Source organism: Janthinobacterium sp. BJB401, from assembly GCF_013372745.1.
In the GTDB taxonomy this organism is placed as follows: Bacteria; Pseudomonadota; Gammaproteobacteria; order Burkholderiales; family Burkholderiaceae_D; genus Janthinobacterium; species Janthinobacterium rivuli.
In genome coordinates this window covers 25,872-42,315 of record NZ_JABXFH010000037.1, presented here as the reverse complement: position 1 = coordinate 42,315, position 16,444 = coordinate 25,872, and the positions used below count along the sequence as shown (strand labels likewise).

General features: G+C 62.5%; 14 protein-coding genes. 6 read left to right on the top strand and 8 right to left on the bottom strand.

The genetic code is table 11. The annotated features are described in order from the left end of the window. Window positions 1-19 precede the first annotated feature (19 nt). Together HWE17_RS20860 and HWE17_RS20855 are read right to left on the bottom strand one after the other, a co-directional pair. Window positions 20-1,042 carry an ABC transporter substrate-binding protein gene (locus tag HWE17_RS20860; protein ID WP_035822724.1) on the bottom strand — a complete coding sequence of 341 codons (1,023 nt, stop codon included), beginning with the start codon at window positions 1,040-1,042 and terminating at the stop codon, window positions 20-22. A gap of 57 nt (window positions 1,043-1,099) precedes the next feature. Next, the gene (locus HWE17_RS20855) at window positions 1,100-2,215 is read right to left on the bottom strand and encodes a porin (protein WP_235211751.1); all 1,116 of its coding nucleotides are present in this window, start codon (window positions 2,213-2,215) and stop codon (window positions 1,100-1,102) included. Window positions 2,216-2,440: 225 nt separating this feature from the next. Between HWE17_RS20855 and HWE17_RS20850 the strand changes: the two genes are divergently transcribed. After that, window positions 2,441-3,358, top strand: coding sequence for a LysR family transcriptional regulator (locus HWE17_RS20850; RefSeq protein WP_034778821.1), 918 nt, complete (start codon window positions 2,441-2,443; stop codon window positions 3,356-3,358). 92 nt (window positions 3,359-3,450) lie between these two features. Here HWE17_RS20850 and rsmA read toward each other — a convergent pair whose 3' ends face one another. The 4 genes from rsmA to HWE17_RS20830 all read right to left on the bottom strand — a co-directional run bounded on the left by rsmA (window position 3,451) and on the right by HWE17_RS20830 (window position 9,130). After that, the gene (gene rsmA, locus HWE17_RS20845; protein WP_035822728.1) at window positions 3,451-4,230 is read right to left on the bottom strand and encodes a 16S rRNA (adenine(1518)-N(6)/adenine(1519)-N(6))-dimethyltransferase RsmA; all 780 of its coding nucleotides are present in this window, start codon (window positions 4,228-4,230) and stop codon (window positions 3,451-3,453) included. 89 nt (window positions 4,231-4,319) lie between these two features. Beyond that, complete coding sequence (gene pdxA / locus HWE17_RS20840) at window positions 4,320-5,375, bottom strand: 4-hydroxythreonine-4-phosphate dehydrogenase PdxA (RefSeq protein WP_035822731.1); 1,056 nt, start codon at window positions 5,373-5,375, stop codon at window positions 4,320-4,322. Between the two features lie 19 nt (window positions 5,376-5,394). After that, window positions 5,395-6,789 (bottom strand): peptidylprolyl isomerase, encoded by a 1,395-nt coding sequence (locus tag HWE17_RS20835; RefSeq protein WP_235211752.1) that lies wholly within the window; start codon window positions 6,787-6,789, stop codon window positions 5,395-5,397. Window positions 6,790-6,892: 103 nt separating this feature from the next. Next, window positions 6,893-9,130 carry an LPS-assembly protein LptD gene (locus HWE17_RS20830; RefSeq protein ID WP_176390082.1) on the bottom strand — a complete coding sequence of 746 codons (2,238 nt, stop codon included), beginning with the start codon at window positions 9,128-9,130 and terminating at the stop codon, window positions 6,893-6,895. 98 nt (window positions 9,131-9,228) lie between these two features. On the opposite strand from HWE17_RS20830, the gene HWE17_RS20825 reads away from it, so the two are divergent. The 5 genes from HWE17_RS20825 to HWE17_RS20805 all read left to right on the top strand — a co-directional run bounded on the left by HWE17_RS20825 (window position 9,229) and on the right by HWE17_RS20805 (window position 14,602). Next, window positions 9,229-10,296, top strand: a complete 1,068-nt coding sequence (locus HWE17_RS20825; RefSeq protein ID WP_035822738.1) for an aminoglycoside phosphotransferase family protein — start codon at window positions 9,229-9,231, stop codon at window positions 10,294-10,296. 43 nt (window positions 10,297-10,339) lie between these two features. Next, entirely contained in the window at window positions 10,340-11,059 is a 720-nt protein-coding gene (gene murU, locus HWE17_RS20820) for an N-acetylmuramate alpha-1-phosphate uridylyltransferase MurU (RefSeq protein ID WP_176390081.1), read from the top strand. Continuing rightward, window positions 11,059-12,381, top strand: a complete 1,323-nt coding sequence (gene pepP / locus HWE17_RS20815) for a Xaa-Pro aminopeptidase (RefSeq protein ID WP_176390098.1) — start codon at window positions 11,059-11,061, stop codon at window positions 12,379-12,381. The genes murU and pepP overlap by 1 nt, the downstream gene beginning before the upstream one ends. Before the next feature lie 9 nt (window positions 12,382-12,390). Beyond that, window positions 12,391-13,533 carry a UbiH/UbiF/VisC/COQ6 family ubiquinone biosynthesis hydroxylase gene (locus tag HWE17_RS20810; protein WP_176390080.1) on the top strand — a complete coding sequence of 381 codons (1,143 nt, stop codon included), beginning with the start codon at window positions 12,391-12,393 and terminating at the stop codon, window positions 13,531-13,533. A 115-nt stretch (window positions 13,534-13,648) separates the two neighbouring features. Continuing rightward, window positions 13,649-14,602, top strand: a complete 954-nt coding sequence (locus HWE17_RS20805; RefSeq protein WP_099403964.1) for a sensor domain-containing diguanylate cyclase — start codon at window positions 13,649-13,651, stop codon at window positions 14,600-14,602. A 44-nt stretch (window positions 14,603-14,646) separates the two neighbouring features. Here the strand turns inward: HWE17_RS20805 and HWE17_RS20800 are convergent, their stop codons facing one another. Next, window positions 14,647-16,101, bottom strand: coding sequence for an NAD(P)(+) transhydrogenase (Re/Si-specific) subunit beta (locus tag HWE17_RS20800; RefSeq protein WP_176390097.1), 1,455 nt, complete (start codon window positions 16,099-16,101; stop codon window positions 14,647-14,649). Window positions 16,102-16,109: 8 nt separating this feature from the next. Further along, window positions 16,110-16,424 (bottom strand): NAD(P) transhydrogenase subunit alpha, encoded by a 315-nt coding sequence (locus HWE17_RS20795; RefSeq protein WP_034778841.1) that lies wholly within the window; start codon window positions 16,422-16,424, stop codon window positions 16,110-16,112. Window positions 16,425-16,444 lie beyond the last annotated feature (20 nt).

Genomic DNA, 16,444 nt, shown 5'->3' with positions numbered 1-16,444 from the left:
TGTTCTCTCCTCGTCACCACTATTTGCTCATGGCCTTGTTCCACTGCGTCATCCAGTTGCTGCGCTGCTTGATGATGGTTTCCGGCTTGACGAATTTCAGCGAAGTGATCTGATCGGCGCCATAGGTATTGAATTGCGCGGCAGCCACGGACAGGCGCACGTCCTTGTTGACGGGCGAGTCGACCAGGTTGGTCGCCAGCTGCGTCTGCACTTCCTTGGACAGCCAGAAATCCATCAGCTGGTACGCCAGGTCAGCATTCTTCGAGCCGGCCACGATGCCCATCACATTCATGCCGGCCGCCTGGCCTTCGGCCGGGATGCTCCATTTCAGGGGCAGGCCCGTCTTGAGCATTTGCGACCACGTAAAGCGCGCCACGGGCGCGGCCCAGATTTCATCTTGCGCAAACAGGGCGGCCAGCTGCGCGCTGTTCTTCGAGAACGTGACGACGTTGCCCTTCATGCCGACGATCTTCGCAAAACCGGTGGCGTAGTCGTCCGTCTTGCCGCCCCAGGCCGCATCGGCCATGCGCAGCATCAACGGGCCCTGCGTGGTGCTCACGTCGGGGAAGGCCACGCGGCCCTTCAGTTCAGGGCGCCACAGGTCCTTCCACGACGTCAGCGGGGCAATCTTGTCGCTGCGGTACACCAGGCCGACCGAGTACAAGGTGTAGCCGACGGCGAAGTTGCCGCCGATGGGGTTTTTCGCCACGTCATACAGGGCTTTGTAATTGCTCAGCTTGGCATAATCCATGGGCTGGATGACGCCTTTTTGCGCCGCTTCCAGCATGCCGGAATCGGACAGCAGCACCAGGTCGATCACCGGATTTTTGGCGTGCACCACCAGCTTGGCGATGCGATCCGCGTTATTCCCCGTTTCCACCTTGATGTCGCAACCGCATTTGGCCTTGAACGGCTCGTACACATACTTCATGAACAAGGGCTGGGCAATCGGATAGGCCGAAATGACCAGCTCGCGTTTTTCCGCGTGGGCGGCGTTAGCCAGCAAGCCTAGGCTCAACGCCAACATGAGGTGCTTTTTCAAGATGCTTCCTTTCAGGGGACGGCGCTGCGGGACAGCGCCTGTAAAGATGTATCAGACTCAGAAATAATGTCGCATGCCGACGATCAGAACGCTTTGCGTCTTGCCGCCCGAGGCGCCAAAGCCGAACACGCGCGCGAACGTCGCGTCGCCCGCCGCTTTCTGGTAGCTCCAGGTGATGGCCACATCGGTGCGCTTGGACAGGAAGTAATCGGCCTGGAAGTTGACCTGATGCCATTTCGGCGTCTTGTTGATCACGTCATATTTACCGGTGGTAAAGAAATACGACGCGCCCAGGTTCAGCGCTTCCGTCAGCTTGTGGTTCACGTTCAAGTCCACGTTTTGCAAGGTCAGATTGCTTTGATCCAGGTAGTGGTAGCGCACGTTGGTGTACAGCGCGCCAAACTTGGTCTTGCCGACATTATAAAAGCCTCCCGTGCCGGCGATGGCCTGGTCATTCACGCCGGCGCCGCTGACGGCGCTCTTGTTGAAGATCAACAAGGGGCTGCCATAGTCATTGCCGATGGCGCCATTCGGCGCGTCCGGGCTATTTGGATGATCCATCTTGGTATAGGCGACGGCCCAGCTGAAGGCATCGACTTTGTAGCCGGCGCCCATGCTGTAGACGCGGTTGCGGTTGGAATCCTGGGGATTTTCGCTGACACCATACAAGCCCGTGAACGACACGTTGCTGATGTTCGGGCTGACGTACTTGACGGCGTTTTGCACGCGCAAGTTGTTGTAGCCATTGTCGTTGTCGCCGATATGCACGCCGTTACTGGCGATGACCACCGGGCCCAGCAGATCCTTGACGGCTTCATACTGGCGCCCCAGAGTCAGGGTGCCCTTGTCGTTGCTCGACAGGCCCACATACGACTGGCGGCCGAACAGGCGACCGCTTTGCGAGGCCGCGCCCGTCATCACGTTAAAACCGTTTTCCAGCACGAAGATGGCCTTGGTGCCGTTGCCCAGGTCTTCCTGGCCGCGGAAACCGATGCGGGGATTCTGGTTCGTGCCGCTCAGCGCATGCGTGCGGCTGCCGTTACCCTCATCCGACACATAGCCGATACCGGCCGACAGCAAGCCATACACTTGCACGCTGCTTTGCGCCTGCGCCGCACCCTGCGCCGCCAGCAAGCCACCCACGACCATCGTTCCCGTCATCCATTTGTTCATCGCCGCCACCCTAAAAAGAATAAACCCTGAGTTTTTTGGAATTATTGTATTGATGCGTCCCCTGCATGGCGTGCCACCGCGAGTACCGGCGCCGCCTGGCAAGCGCTTCTCTGAAGATTGTTGCCTTCAAGACAAGTTAAGACCAGTCCAGAATATGGTAAATTGCGGGATAAGAAAATTTGTTTATTTTTATAAATCCATTACTTTTTCTAATAAGCAAAACCCATGCATGAGTTGAGCAAGAAGATTTCCTTACGACATTTGCAAGCGTTTGCCACCCTAGCCCGGGTAAACAGCTTCAGCAAGGCTGCACAGGAATTGTGCGTGACCCAGCCGGCCCTCAGCGCGTCGATCAAGCTGCTGGAAAATCAGCTGGGAAAAAAGTTGTTTAACCGCACAACCCACCAGCTGGAACTGACGCGCGAAGGCAAGCTGGCGCTCGATTACGCCACGCATTTATTGAATACGGCGAGCAACACGTTTGCCGATATCCAGCGCGCCATCGGCAGCGGCCGCCACCGCATCCGCATCGGCGCGATACCGTCCGCCATGGCGATGACGGCTGTGGTGGTGGCACGCTACTGCGAGCAGCATGGCGACGAAGTGGAAATCGTCCTGTCGGACATGCCCAACGACGGCTTGCTGCACGCGCTGCATTCGGGCCAGCTGGACTTTTGCGTGGGCATCGAGGTGCCCGGCTCCGTGTCGCTGGAAAGCGTGGGCCTGTTTGAAGACGAGCTGGTGCTGGTGACGGCGGGACGCCATGCGCTGGCGCCACTGAAGGAAGTGCGCTGGGAGCAACTGGCGGGCCAGGAAATCGTCGTGTTCACCAAGGGCAGCATCTGGGAATTCGCCTCGAGCGCGCTGCGCCAGCATGGCTTGAGCCCGTCGAGCCTGTACCAGATGATCCACAGCGAGTCGCTGTACGGCGTGGTGCGCGCCGGCATCGCCGTGGGCATCATGCCCAGCCTGTACACGACCTTCCTCAACGACGAGGACTTGCACGTGGCACCGCTGCGCCAGCCCACCTGCAAGCGCAAGATCGCCCTGATGCGGCGCAATGAAATCAGCCGCAACCACCATGTGGACGACTGTTTTTCAGCGCTGCGGCAGGATTTGCAGCAGGTCGACCAGTGGTTTTAAGTTAAGCCAGCACTGCCGGGGTCAGACCCCCGCTCACGTCGGCGCCTGCTCAGACGCCGGTGGTGGAGAGGGTCTGACCCCAGCCCTTGCGATTACTGCGGTGCTTTGAGCAGATTCGCCAGCGCCACGTATTGCTCCAGCCCGACAGTCTCCGGACGCAGGGTCGGGTCGATGCCTGCCGCCTTGATCTGCTCTTCCGTAAACATGCCGGCCAGGCAGTTGCGGATCACCTTGCGGCGTTGCGAGAAGGCCTTCATGACGACCGCTTCCAGGGTCGCCTGGTCGCACGCCAGGCGCTCGGCCACGGGGATCATGCGCACGATGGCCGATTCCACCTTCGGCGGCGGGTCAAACGCTGTCGGCGGTACGATGAACAGCAGCGACATTTTGTAGCGCCATTGCAGCATCACGGACAGGCGGCCATACGCCTTGCTGCCCGGTTCGGCCACCATGCGTTCGACGACTTCCTTTTGCAGCATGAAATGCTGGTCCTGCACCAGCGGCGCGAAATCCGCCAGGTGGAACAGCAATGGGCTGGAGATGTTGTACGGCAAGTTGCCCACGATGCGCAGCTTCTGGCCGGCTGGCACGGGGATTTGTGCGAAATCGAACTTCAGCGCGTCGCCCGAATGGATCGTCAGCTTGGCCGGATTGAAGGTTTTTTCCAGGCGCACGATCAGGTCGCGGTCCAGCTCGACCACATGCATCTGTTTCAAATGGCGCAGCAGCTGCTCCGTCATGGCGCCCAGGCCGGGACCGATCTCGACCATGGCATCGTCCGCCTGCGGCCCGATGGCGGCCGTGATGTCGTCGAGGACGAAGCGGTCATGCAGGAAGTTCTGGCCAAAGCGTTTGCGGGCAACGTGTTTCATAATTTTTTCTATCAATGCGGTAAAGCCGGCACAGGCCGGCGGGATCGTTGAGCAGGCAGCGTCGGGTTACGCCTTGCGGCTAACCCGACCTACGCTCTGGTCGGGGTGCTGGCGCGCAGCATGTCGAGCGCCGTTTGCAGCGCCTGCTCCATGCTGTGGCAATCGGCCAGCCCCAGCCCTTGCGCGGCCAGGTCCAGCGCCGTGCCGTGGTCGACCGAGGTGCGTATCAGCGGCAAGCCCAGGGTGATATTGATGCCGCGCCCGAAGGTCGCGTATTTCAGCACGGGCAAGCCCTGGTCGTGGTACATGGCCAGCACGCAGTCGGCATCGGCCAGATATTTTTGCTGGAACAGGGTGTCGGCCGGGTACGGTCCGCGCGCATCGATGCCGCGCGCTTGCGCCGCGGCAATCGCCGGGGCGATGACGTCGATTTCCTCGCGTCCCAGATACCCGCCCTCGCCCGCGTGCGGGTTCAGGCCGGTAACGAGGATGCGCGGCGCGGCGATGCCGAATTTCTGTTGCAGGTCCGTCTGGAGAATATCGAGCGTGACGGCCAGGCTGTCCATGGTGATGGCGGCGGACACGTCCTTCAATGGCAGGTGCGTGGTGGCCAGCGCCACGCGCAGGGTCGGTTCGCCATGTCCCGGTTCGCCGGCCAGCATCATCACCACTTGCGGTGTATTGGTTTTTTCTGCCAGGTATTCCGTGTGGCCGGAAAAGGCCACGCCGGCGTCGTTGATCGTGCTTTTTTGCAAGGGAGCCGTGACCATGGCACCGAACCAGCCGGCTGCTATGCCTTCCACGGCCGCGTCCAGGGTGGCGAGCACGGAACGCCCGTTTTCCTTGTCCAGCACGCCGGGAATGACATTGTTGACGGTGGGAATATCGATCACGGCCAGGCGGCCCGGTCCGAACTGGGGCAAGCCGCTGTTGCGCACGGCTTGCAGCGACAGTGCCGCCAGTCGGATCTCCGGATCGATCAGGCTGGCCGTCAGCGCCAGGAAGGCGGCGTCGCCCAGCAGGATGCAGTTGACTTCATTGCGCATGGCCCAGGCCGCGCGTATGGAAATTTCCGGGCCGACACCGGCAGGTTCGCCACAAGTGATGGCGATGGCCGGGCGGCGTGCAGGGGGCAAGTTACTCATGCGCAATGAATCAGCGGCATTACTGGTCGTCCGCGCGGAATTCGACGTAGGCACGGTCGCGCACTTCGCGCGCCCAGTTTTCCGTCGCTTCTTCCAGCTTGCGTTCGCGCAAGGCATTGCGTGCGGCGGCGCGCTGTTTCTCTTTCGAGACGTCGTCGCTCTTGCGTTCCAGCACTTCGATCAGGTGGAAGCCGAAGCTCGATTCGATCGGTTCGCTCACCTCGCCCGGTTTCAGCGCATTCATCGCCGTTTCGAATTCCGGCACGGTGTCGCCTGGATACAGCCAGCCCAGGTCGCCGCCCTTGGCCGCCGAACCGTCATTCGAGAACAAACGGGCCAGGTCTTCGAACTTGGCGGCCTTGTTGTCGAGACGCTCTTTCAATTCCAGCAATTTACGCTTGGCTTCGGCAGCCGACAGGGTCGGTGTTACTTTCAGCAGGATATGGCGGGCATGCGTCTGCTGCACGGCAGCGACGGCTTGCGCTTCGGCCGCGCTGCGGCGGTCCACCAGCTTGAGGATGTGGAAACCGGTGTTGCTCTTGATGATAGGCGTGATCTGGCCCGGTTTCAGTTTCAGCAGTTGTTCCGTGAACAGGGGCGGCACGCGGTCGCTATGGCGCCAGCCGATATCGCCGCCGCTCAGCGCATCGCTGGCGTCGGAATAGGTGGCGGCCATCTTGGCGAAATCGGCGCCCGTGCGCAGCTGGCGGCTGACTTCTTCGGCACGCGCGCGGCGCGCGGCGATCTGTTCGGGGCTAGAGTTTTCCGGAATGCGCACGAGAATCTGCGCCAGATTCAGCTCCACCTGTTCGCTGGCGGCCGCTTTTTCCGCTTCCAGGAAGTTATCCACTTCGGAATCGGAAATCTGGATCTTGGCGTCGACTTCATGTTCGCGCAGGCGCTGCATGATGATTTCATCGCGGATTTCTTCGCGGAAGGTCGCAAACGGCGTGCCTTCTTTTTCCATCTGGTTGCGCAATTCCTGCACCGTCATTTTTTGCTGTTCAGCAATACGGCCGATCGCGCGGTCCAGGGTCTGGTCATCCACGCGCACGCCCATTTCCTTGGCCAGCTGCATTTGTGCGCGCTCAACAATCATGCGCTCCAGCAATTGACGACGCAGGTCGGCAGGATCGGGCAAGGGCACGTTCTGCGCCTTCATGCGCTGTTCCACGCTCTTGATGCGGGCAACTACTTCATTGCGCGTAATCACTTCATCATTGACGACGACGGCGATGGAGTCGATGGTCTGGCCACTGCTCGAGGCCGGTGGCGTGAACCCCTTGGCCGGCGCTGGGGCGGCGGCAGCGGGCGTGGCGACAGGCGCTGACGCAGCCTGTTGCGCCCAGACACTACTGGTCGCGGCGCCGGAAATGGCGCACAACAAAACCGTTGCAATTTTGAGTTGGTGCATACTGGCATTACGCATAATGTGTAGAGCGCTCATGAGTTCAGGTGAATAAAAAAACCGGTTTGTGCCAGCGCCGGGGACACCGGCGGCGGCAACGGTGCCTATCTTAACGGAGTGGCTGGCTCAGTGTCTGGTAACCAGGGATGGTTTTTGTAAAAGTTTCCAGGCCATTCGCGCCCAGACCCAGGCCGTTCGACAAGCCCGTCAATTCCAGCTGGAAGAAAATCGGCGTCGAGACAGTCTTGGCCGTCGTCACGAAACGCTGCGCACCCATGCGGAACACCCAGCAGTCACCCTTGTATTCAAGGCCGACCAGGCTTTCCAGCATGCTGCGATCCTTGATGGAGTAACTGATGCGTCCCACGCCATACAGGCGGTCCGTCAACGGCCATTGCGTCGATATTTCCGCATTGCGCAAACTGTCGCGCTGGAAACGATTGCTGAAATTCAATACTTTCTTGGCACCAGGCTGATATTGCAAGCTGTAGTTGTAGCTCATCAGGCGGCGATCGCTGGGATTGTACTGCACCAGGCTGTCGGCGGTCCAAGTCTCGGACACGCGGCCCGTTGCTGCCAGCAGGATATCCGAACGCGACTGGTTGACGGGCGTGGTCGAATTGAGCTGCACACGCTGGTCGGCAAAATAGAAACGCTGGCCGAAGGTCAGGCGCATGCGCTCGGTGCCGTCCGACTGCAGGAAGCGCGAGACGACGGCGGCCGTGACCTGGTTGGCATCGCCGATGCGGTCGCTACCGACAAAACGGTTTTCCGTGAAGATCTGCGTCAGGTTGAACGTGCCGTCGGCCGTATCGAAATTCGGAAACTGCGACTGGTCGCGGTACGGCGTGTAGACGTAGAACAGGCGCGGCTCCAGGGTTTGCGTGCCGCCCTTGGCGCCAAACAGATTCGTGTCGCGTTCAAACACCAGGCCGCTGTCGACCGAGAAGGTCGGCACGGCGCGCGTAAACGACGTATCCGGAAACAGCGCCTTGGTCCTGGCGTCATTGTCGAGCTGATACGCGCTGGCATTGAGCATCAGCTTGGGCGTGATGAAGTAGCCAGGGCGCATGATGGGGAAACTCACCTGCGGCACGGCCACGAGGCGCGAGCCTTGCACCAGGGTCGGGTGGGCGAAGCGCGTCGCTTCCGCGTCAAAGGTCCAGTCGAAGCCGCCCCAGACGTCATATTTGCCAGCGTGGAAGTTCACCGCCGGCAAGCGGTCATACGGACGCGGCACGGTCACGTTGGGATCGGGATCCTGCAGCACCTGGTAATTCTGCACGCGCGCCGTCAGGTTCCAGTCCTCGGTGCGGTAATCGGTGCGCAATTCGCGCAGCAACTGGCGCTCGGTGGCGGTGGCGACGGTTTTCGAAAAATCGTTCGGGTAATTATTGTCGGACGCCTCGCGCAGATCCCAGCTGTAACTCCAGCCCTTGGCCAGCGCCTGCTCATGCCTGGACTTGATCATGTAGCGGTTGGTCTTGGTTTGCTTGTCGTTAGGCAAGAACTCAAACGACGTTTCACCCTGGTACAGGCCGGCATCCGTCTCGCCCATGTAGCGGCCCGTCGCGCCGAGCTGGATGCCGCGCCGCTGGATGTAGCGCGGGAACAGGGTCAGGTCGCGGTTCGGCGCGATGTTCACGTAATACGGCATCAGCAGCTCGAAACCGTTCTTCGAGGCAAAGCCCGGCGTGGGTGCCAGCCAGCCCGAGCGGCGCGCACCGGACAGCGAAAACGAAATGCCCGGCGTGCCCAGGATCGGCACGTCCTTGAAATAGATGATGGTCTTGCTGCCGGTGCCCACGTCGCGACCCGTATCGAGGTTCAAGGTGCTCGATTTCAGGTACCAGTCCGGATTCGGCCCTTCGCAGGTACTGTAGGTGCCATCGATGACAGTGGCTTCGTCGGGGTTGATGAAGTCGACGCGCTCGGCCTTGCCCTGGCCGCCGCCCACTTCGAAGCGGTACGTCGGGTTGAGCAGGAAACCCTTGCCGGTCTCCATGTTCAGCTTCAGGACGTCGCCCGTGTAGTAATCGCCGAAACGCCACATCTTGATATGGCCCTCGGCGTCGAACTGATCTTCAACTTGTTTGTAACAAGCTGTATCGGCCGTCATTTTTGTGGTTTTTCCGCGCTCAATCACGACATTTTTGTCGAGATTGATCTCCCTTTCGGGGCGTCCGTTCATGCTGTTCGCCGTCATGACGGTGGGCGCGTCGGGATCTTCCACGTGAACCGGGCGCGGCGCTTTCTGGGCGTGGACAGGCACCGTCGTGGCGACGACGAGCGCGCTGATGGCGAAAGCCCAGCGCTGCGAAGGGGGGGAGGCCGAAAACCAGCTCATGAATTGGAAGGGGCAAGCACCATGACAGGCGATTTTTTGATTTGAATCCCTTATTATATGGGAATACGCACCATCAACCCGATTCCACAGGCCGCTTAATGTCATTCTCCCCCAATTCCTCCACCGCGCCGGCCTCCGCCGACGCTCGCCTGACCCTGTTGAAAGCCTGGTTGGCCCCGCTGAACCTCGTCGCGCCCGAATCCGCCCGCCCCGCTTCCAGCGATGCGAGCTTCCGCCGCTACTACCGTCTCGACGTGCTGCCAGGCAATGCAACATTGCCAGGAAGTACACTCATCGCCATGGATGCGCCGCCCGAGCGCGAAAACGTGCCCGCCTATATCAAGGTGGCCGGCTTGCTGAAAGGCGCCGGCGTGTCCGTCCCCGAGATCATCGCGCAAGACCTGGAACAGGGTTTCCTGCTGCTGTCCGACCTGGGCACGACCACCTATCTCGACGCCCTGAACCACGACAATGCCAGCGTGCTGTACGCCGAAGCGCTGGAATCGCTGATGAAAATCCAGCTGGCCAGCCAGCCCGACGTCTTGCCTGAATTCGACCGCGCCTTTATCCTGCGCGAAATGAATCTGTTCCCGGAATGGTTTATTGGCAAGCACCTGGGCGCCACCTTGACGGATGTGCAACAGACCCAGCTGGACAAGGTTTTCGAGGCCATCACGGCGAATATCTTGTCGCAGCAGCAAGTATTCATGCACCGCGACTACCATTCGCGCAATTTGATGCACATCAACGATGGTTCCATCCCCAATCCCGGCATCCTCGACTTCCAGGACGCCGTCTTCGGCCCCGTCACCTACGACATCGCCTCGCTGCTGCGCGACGCGTATATCCAGTGGGATGAAGAACTGGTACTCGACTGGGTGATCCGCTACTGGCAGCGCGCCAAGCAGCTGGGCTTGCCAGTCAATCCCGACATCGACGCCTTCTACCGCGATTTCGAATTCACGGCCCTGCAGCGCCACCTGAAAATCCTCGGCCTGTTCGCGCGCCTGAACTACCGCGACGGCAAGGATCTGTACATGGGCGACCTGCCAACCGTGCTCGACTACGTGCGCAAGACGGCCAACCGCTACACGGAACTCAAGCCGCTGGTGCGTTTGCTCGATGCCCTGGAGAATAAAACGCCGCAAGTTGGCTACACCTTCTGATCACTTCAGAGCAATTTACAATGCATCAGAAAACGAGTATTCCATGAAAGCCATGATCTTTGCCGCAGGCCGCGGTGAACGGATGCGTCCGCTTACCGATACCTGTCCCAAACCGCTGCTGAAAGTGCGCGGCCGTCCGCTGATCGTCTGGCACGTGCTGAACCTGGTGCGCGCCGGCATCACCGACATCGTCATCAACCATTCGCACCTAGGCCACCAGATCGAGGCAACCCTGGGCGATGGCAGCGCGTACGGCGCGCACATAGCGTATTCGCCCGAGACCACGCCGCTGGAAACGGCAGGCGGCATCGCCCAGGCGCGCCACCTGCTGGGCGATGAACCCTTTCTCGCCATTTCCGGCGACATCTATTGCCCGTATTTCGACTTCAAGCAGGTACTCGACGTGCTGGCCGACAAGGACGTGCTGGGCACGCCGTATCCGGCCGACCAGCGCGACATCGCCTGGACTTACCTGGTGCCCAATCCCGACTTCCACCCACAGGGCGACTTCGGTCTGACCTTGTTCGCGATCAACAATACGGACGACACCAAGTGGACCTTCGCCAACATCGGCGTGTACCGCCCTGAAATGTTCGACGGCATCGCGCCCGGCAGCCACGCCAAGCTCGGCGATTTGCTGCGCCGGTACGCGGACCAGGGCCGCGTGGGCGGTGAAGTCTATCCTGGCGAGTGGACGAATGTGGGTACGCCGGCACAGCTCGACGCGCTCAATGGCGTCACGGCCAAGGCAAGCGCAACATGATGGCCAACTACGCGGCCCGGCGCGCGGCGCTGCTGGCGCAGATGCTGCCGGGCAGCGTGGCTGTCATTGCCACGGCGCCCGAGGTGCCGCGCAACAGCGATTGCGATTATCCGTATCGCCACGACAGCTATTTCTATTACCTGAGCGGCTTTACGGAACCCGACAGCGCCGTGGCCCTCGTGGCCGCCAGCGCCACGGCGCCCGCGCGCGCCATCCTGTTTTGCCGCGCCAAGAACACGGAGCGCGAAATCTGGGACGGTTTCCGCCACGGCCCCGAGGCAGCCCGTGCCAGCTTCGGTTTTGACAGCGCCTTCCCCATCGAGGAACTCGACGTGGAAATGACGCGCCTGCTGGCCGACTGCCCCGCCATTTACTATGCGCTGGGCGGCAGCCTCGATGCGCAAGTAAAAGTCTGGCGGCACAACGTGCGGCAAAAGGCCCGCAGCGGCGTCACGGCGCCCGCCATCGCGCATGACGTCAATGACATGCTCGACGCCATGCGTCTGCTGAAAGACACGGAAGAACAGGGCCTGATGCGCCGCGCGGCCGCCATTTCCAGCGCCGCCCACGTGCGCGCCATGCGTGCCACGCGTCCCGGCATGCACGAATACGCGCTGGAAGCGGAGCTGCTGTACGAATTTCGCCGCAGTGGCGCGCAATTCCCCGCGTACTCCTCCATCGTGGCCGGCGGCGGCAACGCCTGCATCCTGCACTACAGCGCCAACAACGCGCTCTTACAAGACGGCGAGCTGGTGCTGATCGACGCCGGCTGCGAACTCGATGGCTACGCCTCCGACATCACGCGCACCTGGCCCGTCAACGGCCGTTTCAGCGGCCCGCAACGGGCGCTGTATGAACTGGTGCTGGCGGCGCAACAGGCGTCGCTGGACATGCTGCGTCCCGGCTTGCCGCACAGCGCCATCCACGAGGCGGCCGTGCAGGTGCTGGCGCAGGGCATGCTGGACCTGGGTTTGCTGGACCGGCAGAAAAGCGGCGGCGTGCAGGACGTCATCGCCGACAAGGCGTATATGCCCTTCTACATGCACGGCACCAGCCACTGGCTGGGCATGGACGTGCACGACGTGGGCGCCTACCGCGACACGGGTACGCCCGGCAAGCCGTGGCGCGCTTTGGCGCCGGGCATGGTGCTGACGGTGGAGCCGGGCATCTATGTGCGCCCGGGCGCGGGCGTGCCGGAGCAGTTCTGGCATACCGGCATCCGCATCGAAGACGATGTGCTGGTCACGCCGCAAGGCCATGAAGTCTTCAGCTCGGCGCCCAAGAGCGTCGCTGAAATCGAACAACTGATGTCACAGGATTAACGCCGCCGCATGCATACACCGTCCACTTTCGATCTCGCCATCTGCGGCGCCGGCCCCGTCGGCATGGCGCTGGCCGCCCTGCTGGTGCAGCGCGGCGGCCGCGCCGCCGGCATCGCCCTGCTCGACGCCAAATCCATCGAACAAGCCAGGCGCGACCCGCGCACCATCGCCCTGTCGCACGGCAGCCGCCAGATTCTCGAGGAAGCGGGCGCCTGGCCCGTGGAGGCGACACAGATCCACCAGATTCACGTCTCGCGCCGCGGCCAGTTCGGGCGCAGCCTGATGGACCGCGGCGAGCATGGCGTCGAAGCGCTCGGCTATGTCGCCCGTTACGGCGCCGTCGTCAGCGCGCTGGCCGACGTGTGCGAGCGCCTGGGCGTGGCCAGCCTGCGCCCGGCCCTGGTGACGGGCAGTGCCGAGGATGCCGACGGCGTCAGCGTGCAGATCGAGCAGGCGGGCGCCGCCTCGAGCTTGCGCGCCAGCCTGCTGGTGCAAGCCGAGGGCGGCCTGTTCGGCCAGCAACCGGAACGCGCCGTCAGCCGCGATTATGGCCAGAGCGCCATCATCGCCCATGTGCGCACAAGTAGCCCCATCGCCCACCGCGCGTATGAACGCTTCACCGACGAAGGCCCGCTGGCCCTGCTGCCTCAGGACGATGGCTACGCGCTGGTGTGGTGCGTGCCGCCCACGCGCGCCGAACAATTGCTGGCCCTGGACGACGCGGCCTTCCTGGCGCGCCTGGGCGCCGCCTTCGGCAGCCGCCTGGGACGCTTTACGCATACGACGGCGCGCCTGGCCTATCCATTGGGCCTGAACGCCCAAGGGGGCGGCACGCCGCGCACGGTCGCCATCGGCAATGCGGCGCAAACCCTGCACCCGGTGGCGGGACAGGGCTTGAACCTGGGCTTGCGCGACGCCGCCGTGCTGGCCCGCGTGCTGGCGCAGGACGGCAGCCCGGCCGGGCTGGAACGCTACGCCAGCCTGCGCCAGGCCGACCGGGGGCTGACCGTGCGCGTCACCGACACCATGGCGCGCATCTTCACGGGCAGCGCTCCCACACAGGGCTTGCTGGGCCTGTCGCTGGGCCTGCTGGACGCATTTCCCCCTGCACGCAAGGCATTGGCTGGGCTGATGATGTACGGCCGCCGCTAAGGCTTAGCAATAAGGAAAGAGCTGGGGCAAAAAAGAAACAGGGAACATATCCGGCATGGAGTAAACGGCCCGCGGATGCGACAATGGCTGTCACCTGGTTTCTGGCGACCGTTCCATGACAGATGCATTGCCCGCAGCACCGCCTGCCGCTCTTCCCGAAGTGCTGTTTTCCCGCCTGCTGGAAGACGCCCTCGACGCCGTCATCATCATCGACGAGCAGTGCCGCATCCGCTATATCAATGGCGCCATGCAGGCATTGTCCGGCTATGCCAGCGGAGAATTGCTGGGCCAGACCCTGAACGGCCTGCTGCCCGACGCCGTCGGCGCGCAGCACGACAACCACGTGATCAACTACATCCGCAGCTCGCGCACCTCCAGCGTGCTGGGCAAGATACGCGAATTCGCCATCCGCCACCGCGACACGCAAATGATCCCCATCGAAATGAAGGCGATGGACCTGGGCGTGGTCGACGGCATGCGCTATTTCGGCGCCTTTTTGCTCGACGTGCGCGAACGGCGCGAACTGGCGGCAAAGAACGCCAGCCTGCTGGCGCAGCTGGAACAGCAGGCGCTGCACGATGCGCTGACGTCGCTGCCGAACCGGCGCGCCTACGAAGCGCAAGCCGAGCAGGCGATGGCGCGCGCGGCGCGTAGCGGCGCCGCCCTGAGCGTGGGCGTGGCCGATCTCGACCATTTCAAAAAGATCAACGATCGCTATGGCCATGCCGTGGGCGACGCCGTGCTGCGCACGGTGTCGCAGGCGCTGCGCGACACGGGACGCATCACCGACGTGGCGGCGCGCCTCGGCGGCGAGGAGTTCGGCCTGCTCTTCCCCGACGCCAGCCTGCAGCAGGCGCACCAGGTGGCCGAGCGCATCCGCGCGGCCGTGGCAGCGGCGGTCACCGTGCTGCCCGACGGCGGCGCGCTGCACGTCACCATCAGCATCGGCGTGGCGCCGCTGGTGCAGGGCGCCAGCCTGGACGCGGCCATGTCGGATGCCGACAAGGCCCTGTATGTCGCCAAGCACCAGGGACGCAACCAGGTCGTCGCGGCAGCGGCCGGCCAATAAAAACGGCCCGCGCAAGGCGGGCCGTCCGGTCGCCGCAAGCGGCGTTACTCGATGGCTTTCAACATATCCTCGATCACCTTCTTGGCGTCGCCAAACACCATCATCGTGTTCGGCTGGTAGAACAAATCGTTGTCCAGGCCCGCATAGCCGGACGCCATCGAACGCTTGTTGACGATGATGCTCTTGGCTTTATAGGCTTCCAGAATCGGCATGCCGGCGATCGGCGATTTCGGGTCTTTCGCGGCCGGATTGACGACGTCGTTCGCGCCCAGCACCAGCACCACATCCGTCTGGCCGAATTCGCCGTTGATGTCTTCCATCTCGAAGACCTGGTCGTACGGCACTTCGGCCTCGGCCAGCAGCACGTTCATATGGCCCGGCATGCGCCCCGCCACAGGGTGGATCGCGTACTTGACGGTGATGCCCTTGTGCGTGAGTTTTTCCACCAGCTCTTTCAGCGAGTGCTGCGCGCGCGCCACGGCCAGGCCGTAGCCGGGCACGATGATGACGGTTTCCGCATTGCCCATGATGAAGGCGGCGTCGTCGGCCGAACCCGATTTCACGGGACGCTGTTCCTGCGCGCCCGCCGCGCCAGCGGCCGGCGCATCGCCGCCGAAGCCGCCGAGGATGACGTTGAAGAACGAACGGTTCATGGCCTTGCACATGATGTACGACAGGATCGCGCCGGAGGATCCCACGAGCGAACCGGCGATGATCAGCATCGAGTTATTCAGCGAAAAACCGATGCCGGCCGCGGCCCAGCCCGAATAACTGTTGAGCATCGACACCACCACCGGCATGTCGGCGCCGCCGATGGGGATGATGATCAGCACGCCCAGCGCAAAGGCGATGACGGTCATGACGATGAACGGCGTCCAGGCCGGCTCGACACCGTCGGCGAAGCAGAACACCAGGCCCAGCGCGATCATCACCAGCGCCAGCACGAGGTTGAGCATGTGCTGGCCCTTGAAACTGACGGGCGCGCCCTGGAACAGGCGGAACTTGTATTTGCCCGACAGCTTGCCGAAGGCGATCACGGAACCGGAGAACGTGATGGCGCCGACAAAGGTGCCGATGAACAGCTCGAAGCGGTTTCCGATGGGCAGCGCCTGGCCCTGCTGGGCGATATTGAAGGCCCACGGTTCCGACACGGCCGCCACAGCGATGCACACAGCCGCCAGGCCGATCAGCGAGTGCATGGCCGCCACCAGTTCCGGCATCTTCGTCATTTCCACGGTTTTCGCCAGGTAGGCGCCGATGGCGCCGCCCGTGACGATGCCGATGATGACGAGGGTCAGGCCCATGCCGCCCGTTTGCTGCTCCTTCAGTTTCAGGATCAGCGCCACGGTGGTGACGGCGGCAATGGCCATGCCGCTCATGCCGAAGGCATTGCCGCGGCGCGCCGTCGAGGGCGACGACAGGCCTTTCAAGGCCTGGATGAAGCACACCGAGGCGATCAGGTACATCATCGTCACCAGGTTCATGGTGACGAAGCTCATGGCGTGACTCATTCTTTTGCTCCTTGCTTGGCTTTCGGTTCTTTTTTACGGAACATCTCGAGCATGCGCTGCGTGACGAGGAAGCCGCCGAACACGTTGACGGCGGCCAGCGCCACGGCCAGGGTGCCGGCCGCCTGCGCCAGCGGGCCTTGCGTCAGGCCGGCCGCCAGCATGGCGCCGACGATGATGATGGCGGAAATGGCATTGGTGACGGCCATCAGCGGCGTATGCAGCGCCGGCGTGACGGTCCAGACGACGTGGTAGCCGACATAAATGGCCAGCACGAAGATGATCAGGTTAATGATGGTGTGACTGATTTCCATGATGTTGTTCTCTCCGGCGC

Coding starts and splice junctions, on each gene's coding strand:
- HWE17_RS20855 (WP_235211751.1), bottom strand. CDS start 2,215: ATGAACAAATGGATGACGGGAACGATGGTCGTGGGTGGCTTGCTGGCG.
- HWE17_RS20850 (WP_034778821.1), top strand. CDS start 2,441: ATGCATGAGTTGAGCAAGAAGATTTCCTTACGACATTTGCAAGCGTTT.
- rsmA (WP_035822728.1), bottom strand. CDS start 4,230: ATGAAACACGTTGCCCGCAAACGCTTTGGCCAGAACTTCCTGCATGAC.
- pdxA (WP_035822731.1), bottom strand. CDS start 5,375: ATGAGTAACTTGCCCCCTGCACGCCGCCCGGCCATCGCCATCACTTGT.
- HWE17_RS20835 (WP_235211752.1), bottom strand. CDS start 6,789: ATGCACCAACTCAAAATTGCAACGGTTTTGTTGTGCGCCATTTCCGGC.
- HWE17_RS20830 (WP_176390082.1), bottom strand. CDS start 9,130: ATGAGCTGGTTTTCGGCCTCCCCCCCTTCGCAGCGCTGGGCTTTCGCC.
- HWE17_RS20825 (WP_035822738.1), top strand. CDS start 9,229: ATGTCATTCTCCCCCAATTCCTCCACCGCGCCGGCCTCCGCCGACGCT.
- murU (WP_176390081.1), top strand. CDS start 10,340: ATGAAAGCCATGATCTTTGCCGCAGGCCGCGGTGAACGGATGCGTCCG.
- pepP (WP_176390098.1), top strand. CDS start 11,059: ATGGCCAACTACGCGGCCCGGCGCGCGGCGCTGCTGGCGCAGATGCTG.
- HWE17_RS20810 (WP_176390080.1), top strand. CDS start 12,391: ATGCATACACCGTCCACTTTCGATCTCGCCATCTGCGGCGCCGGCCCC.
- HWE17_RS20805 (WP_099403964.1), top strand. CDS start 13,649: ATGACAGATGCATTGCCCGCAGCACCGCCTGCCGCTCTTCCCGAAGTG.
- HWE17_RS20800 (WP_176390097.1), bottom strand. CDS start 16,101: ATGAGCTTCGTCACCATGAACCTGGTGACGATGATGTACCTGATCGCC.
- HWE17_RS20795 (WP_034778841.1), bottom strand. CDS start 16,424: ATGGAAATCAGTCACACCATCATTAACCTGATCATCTTCGTGCTGGCC.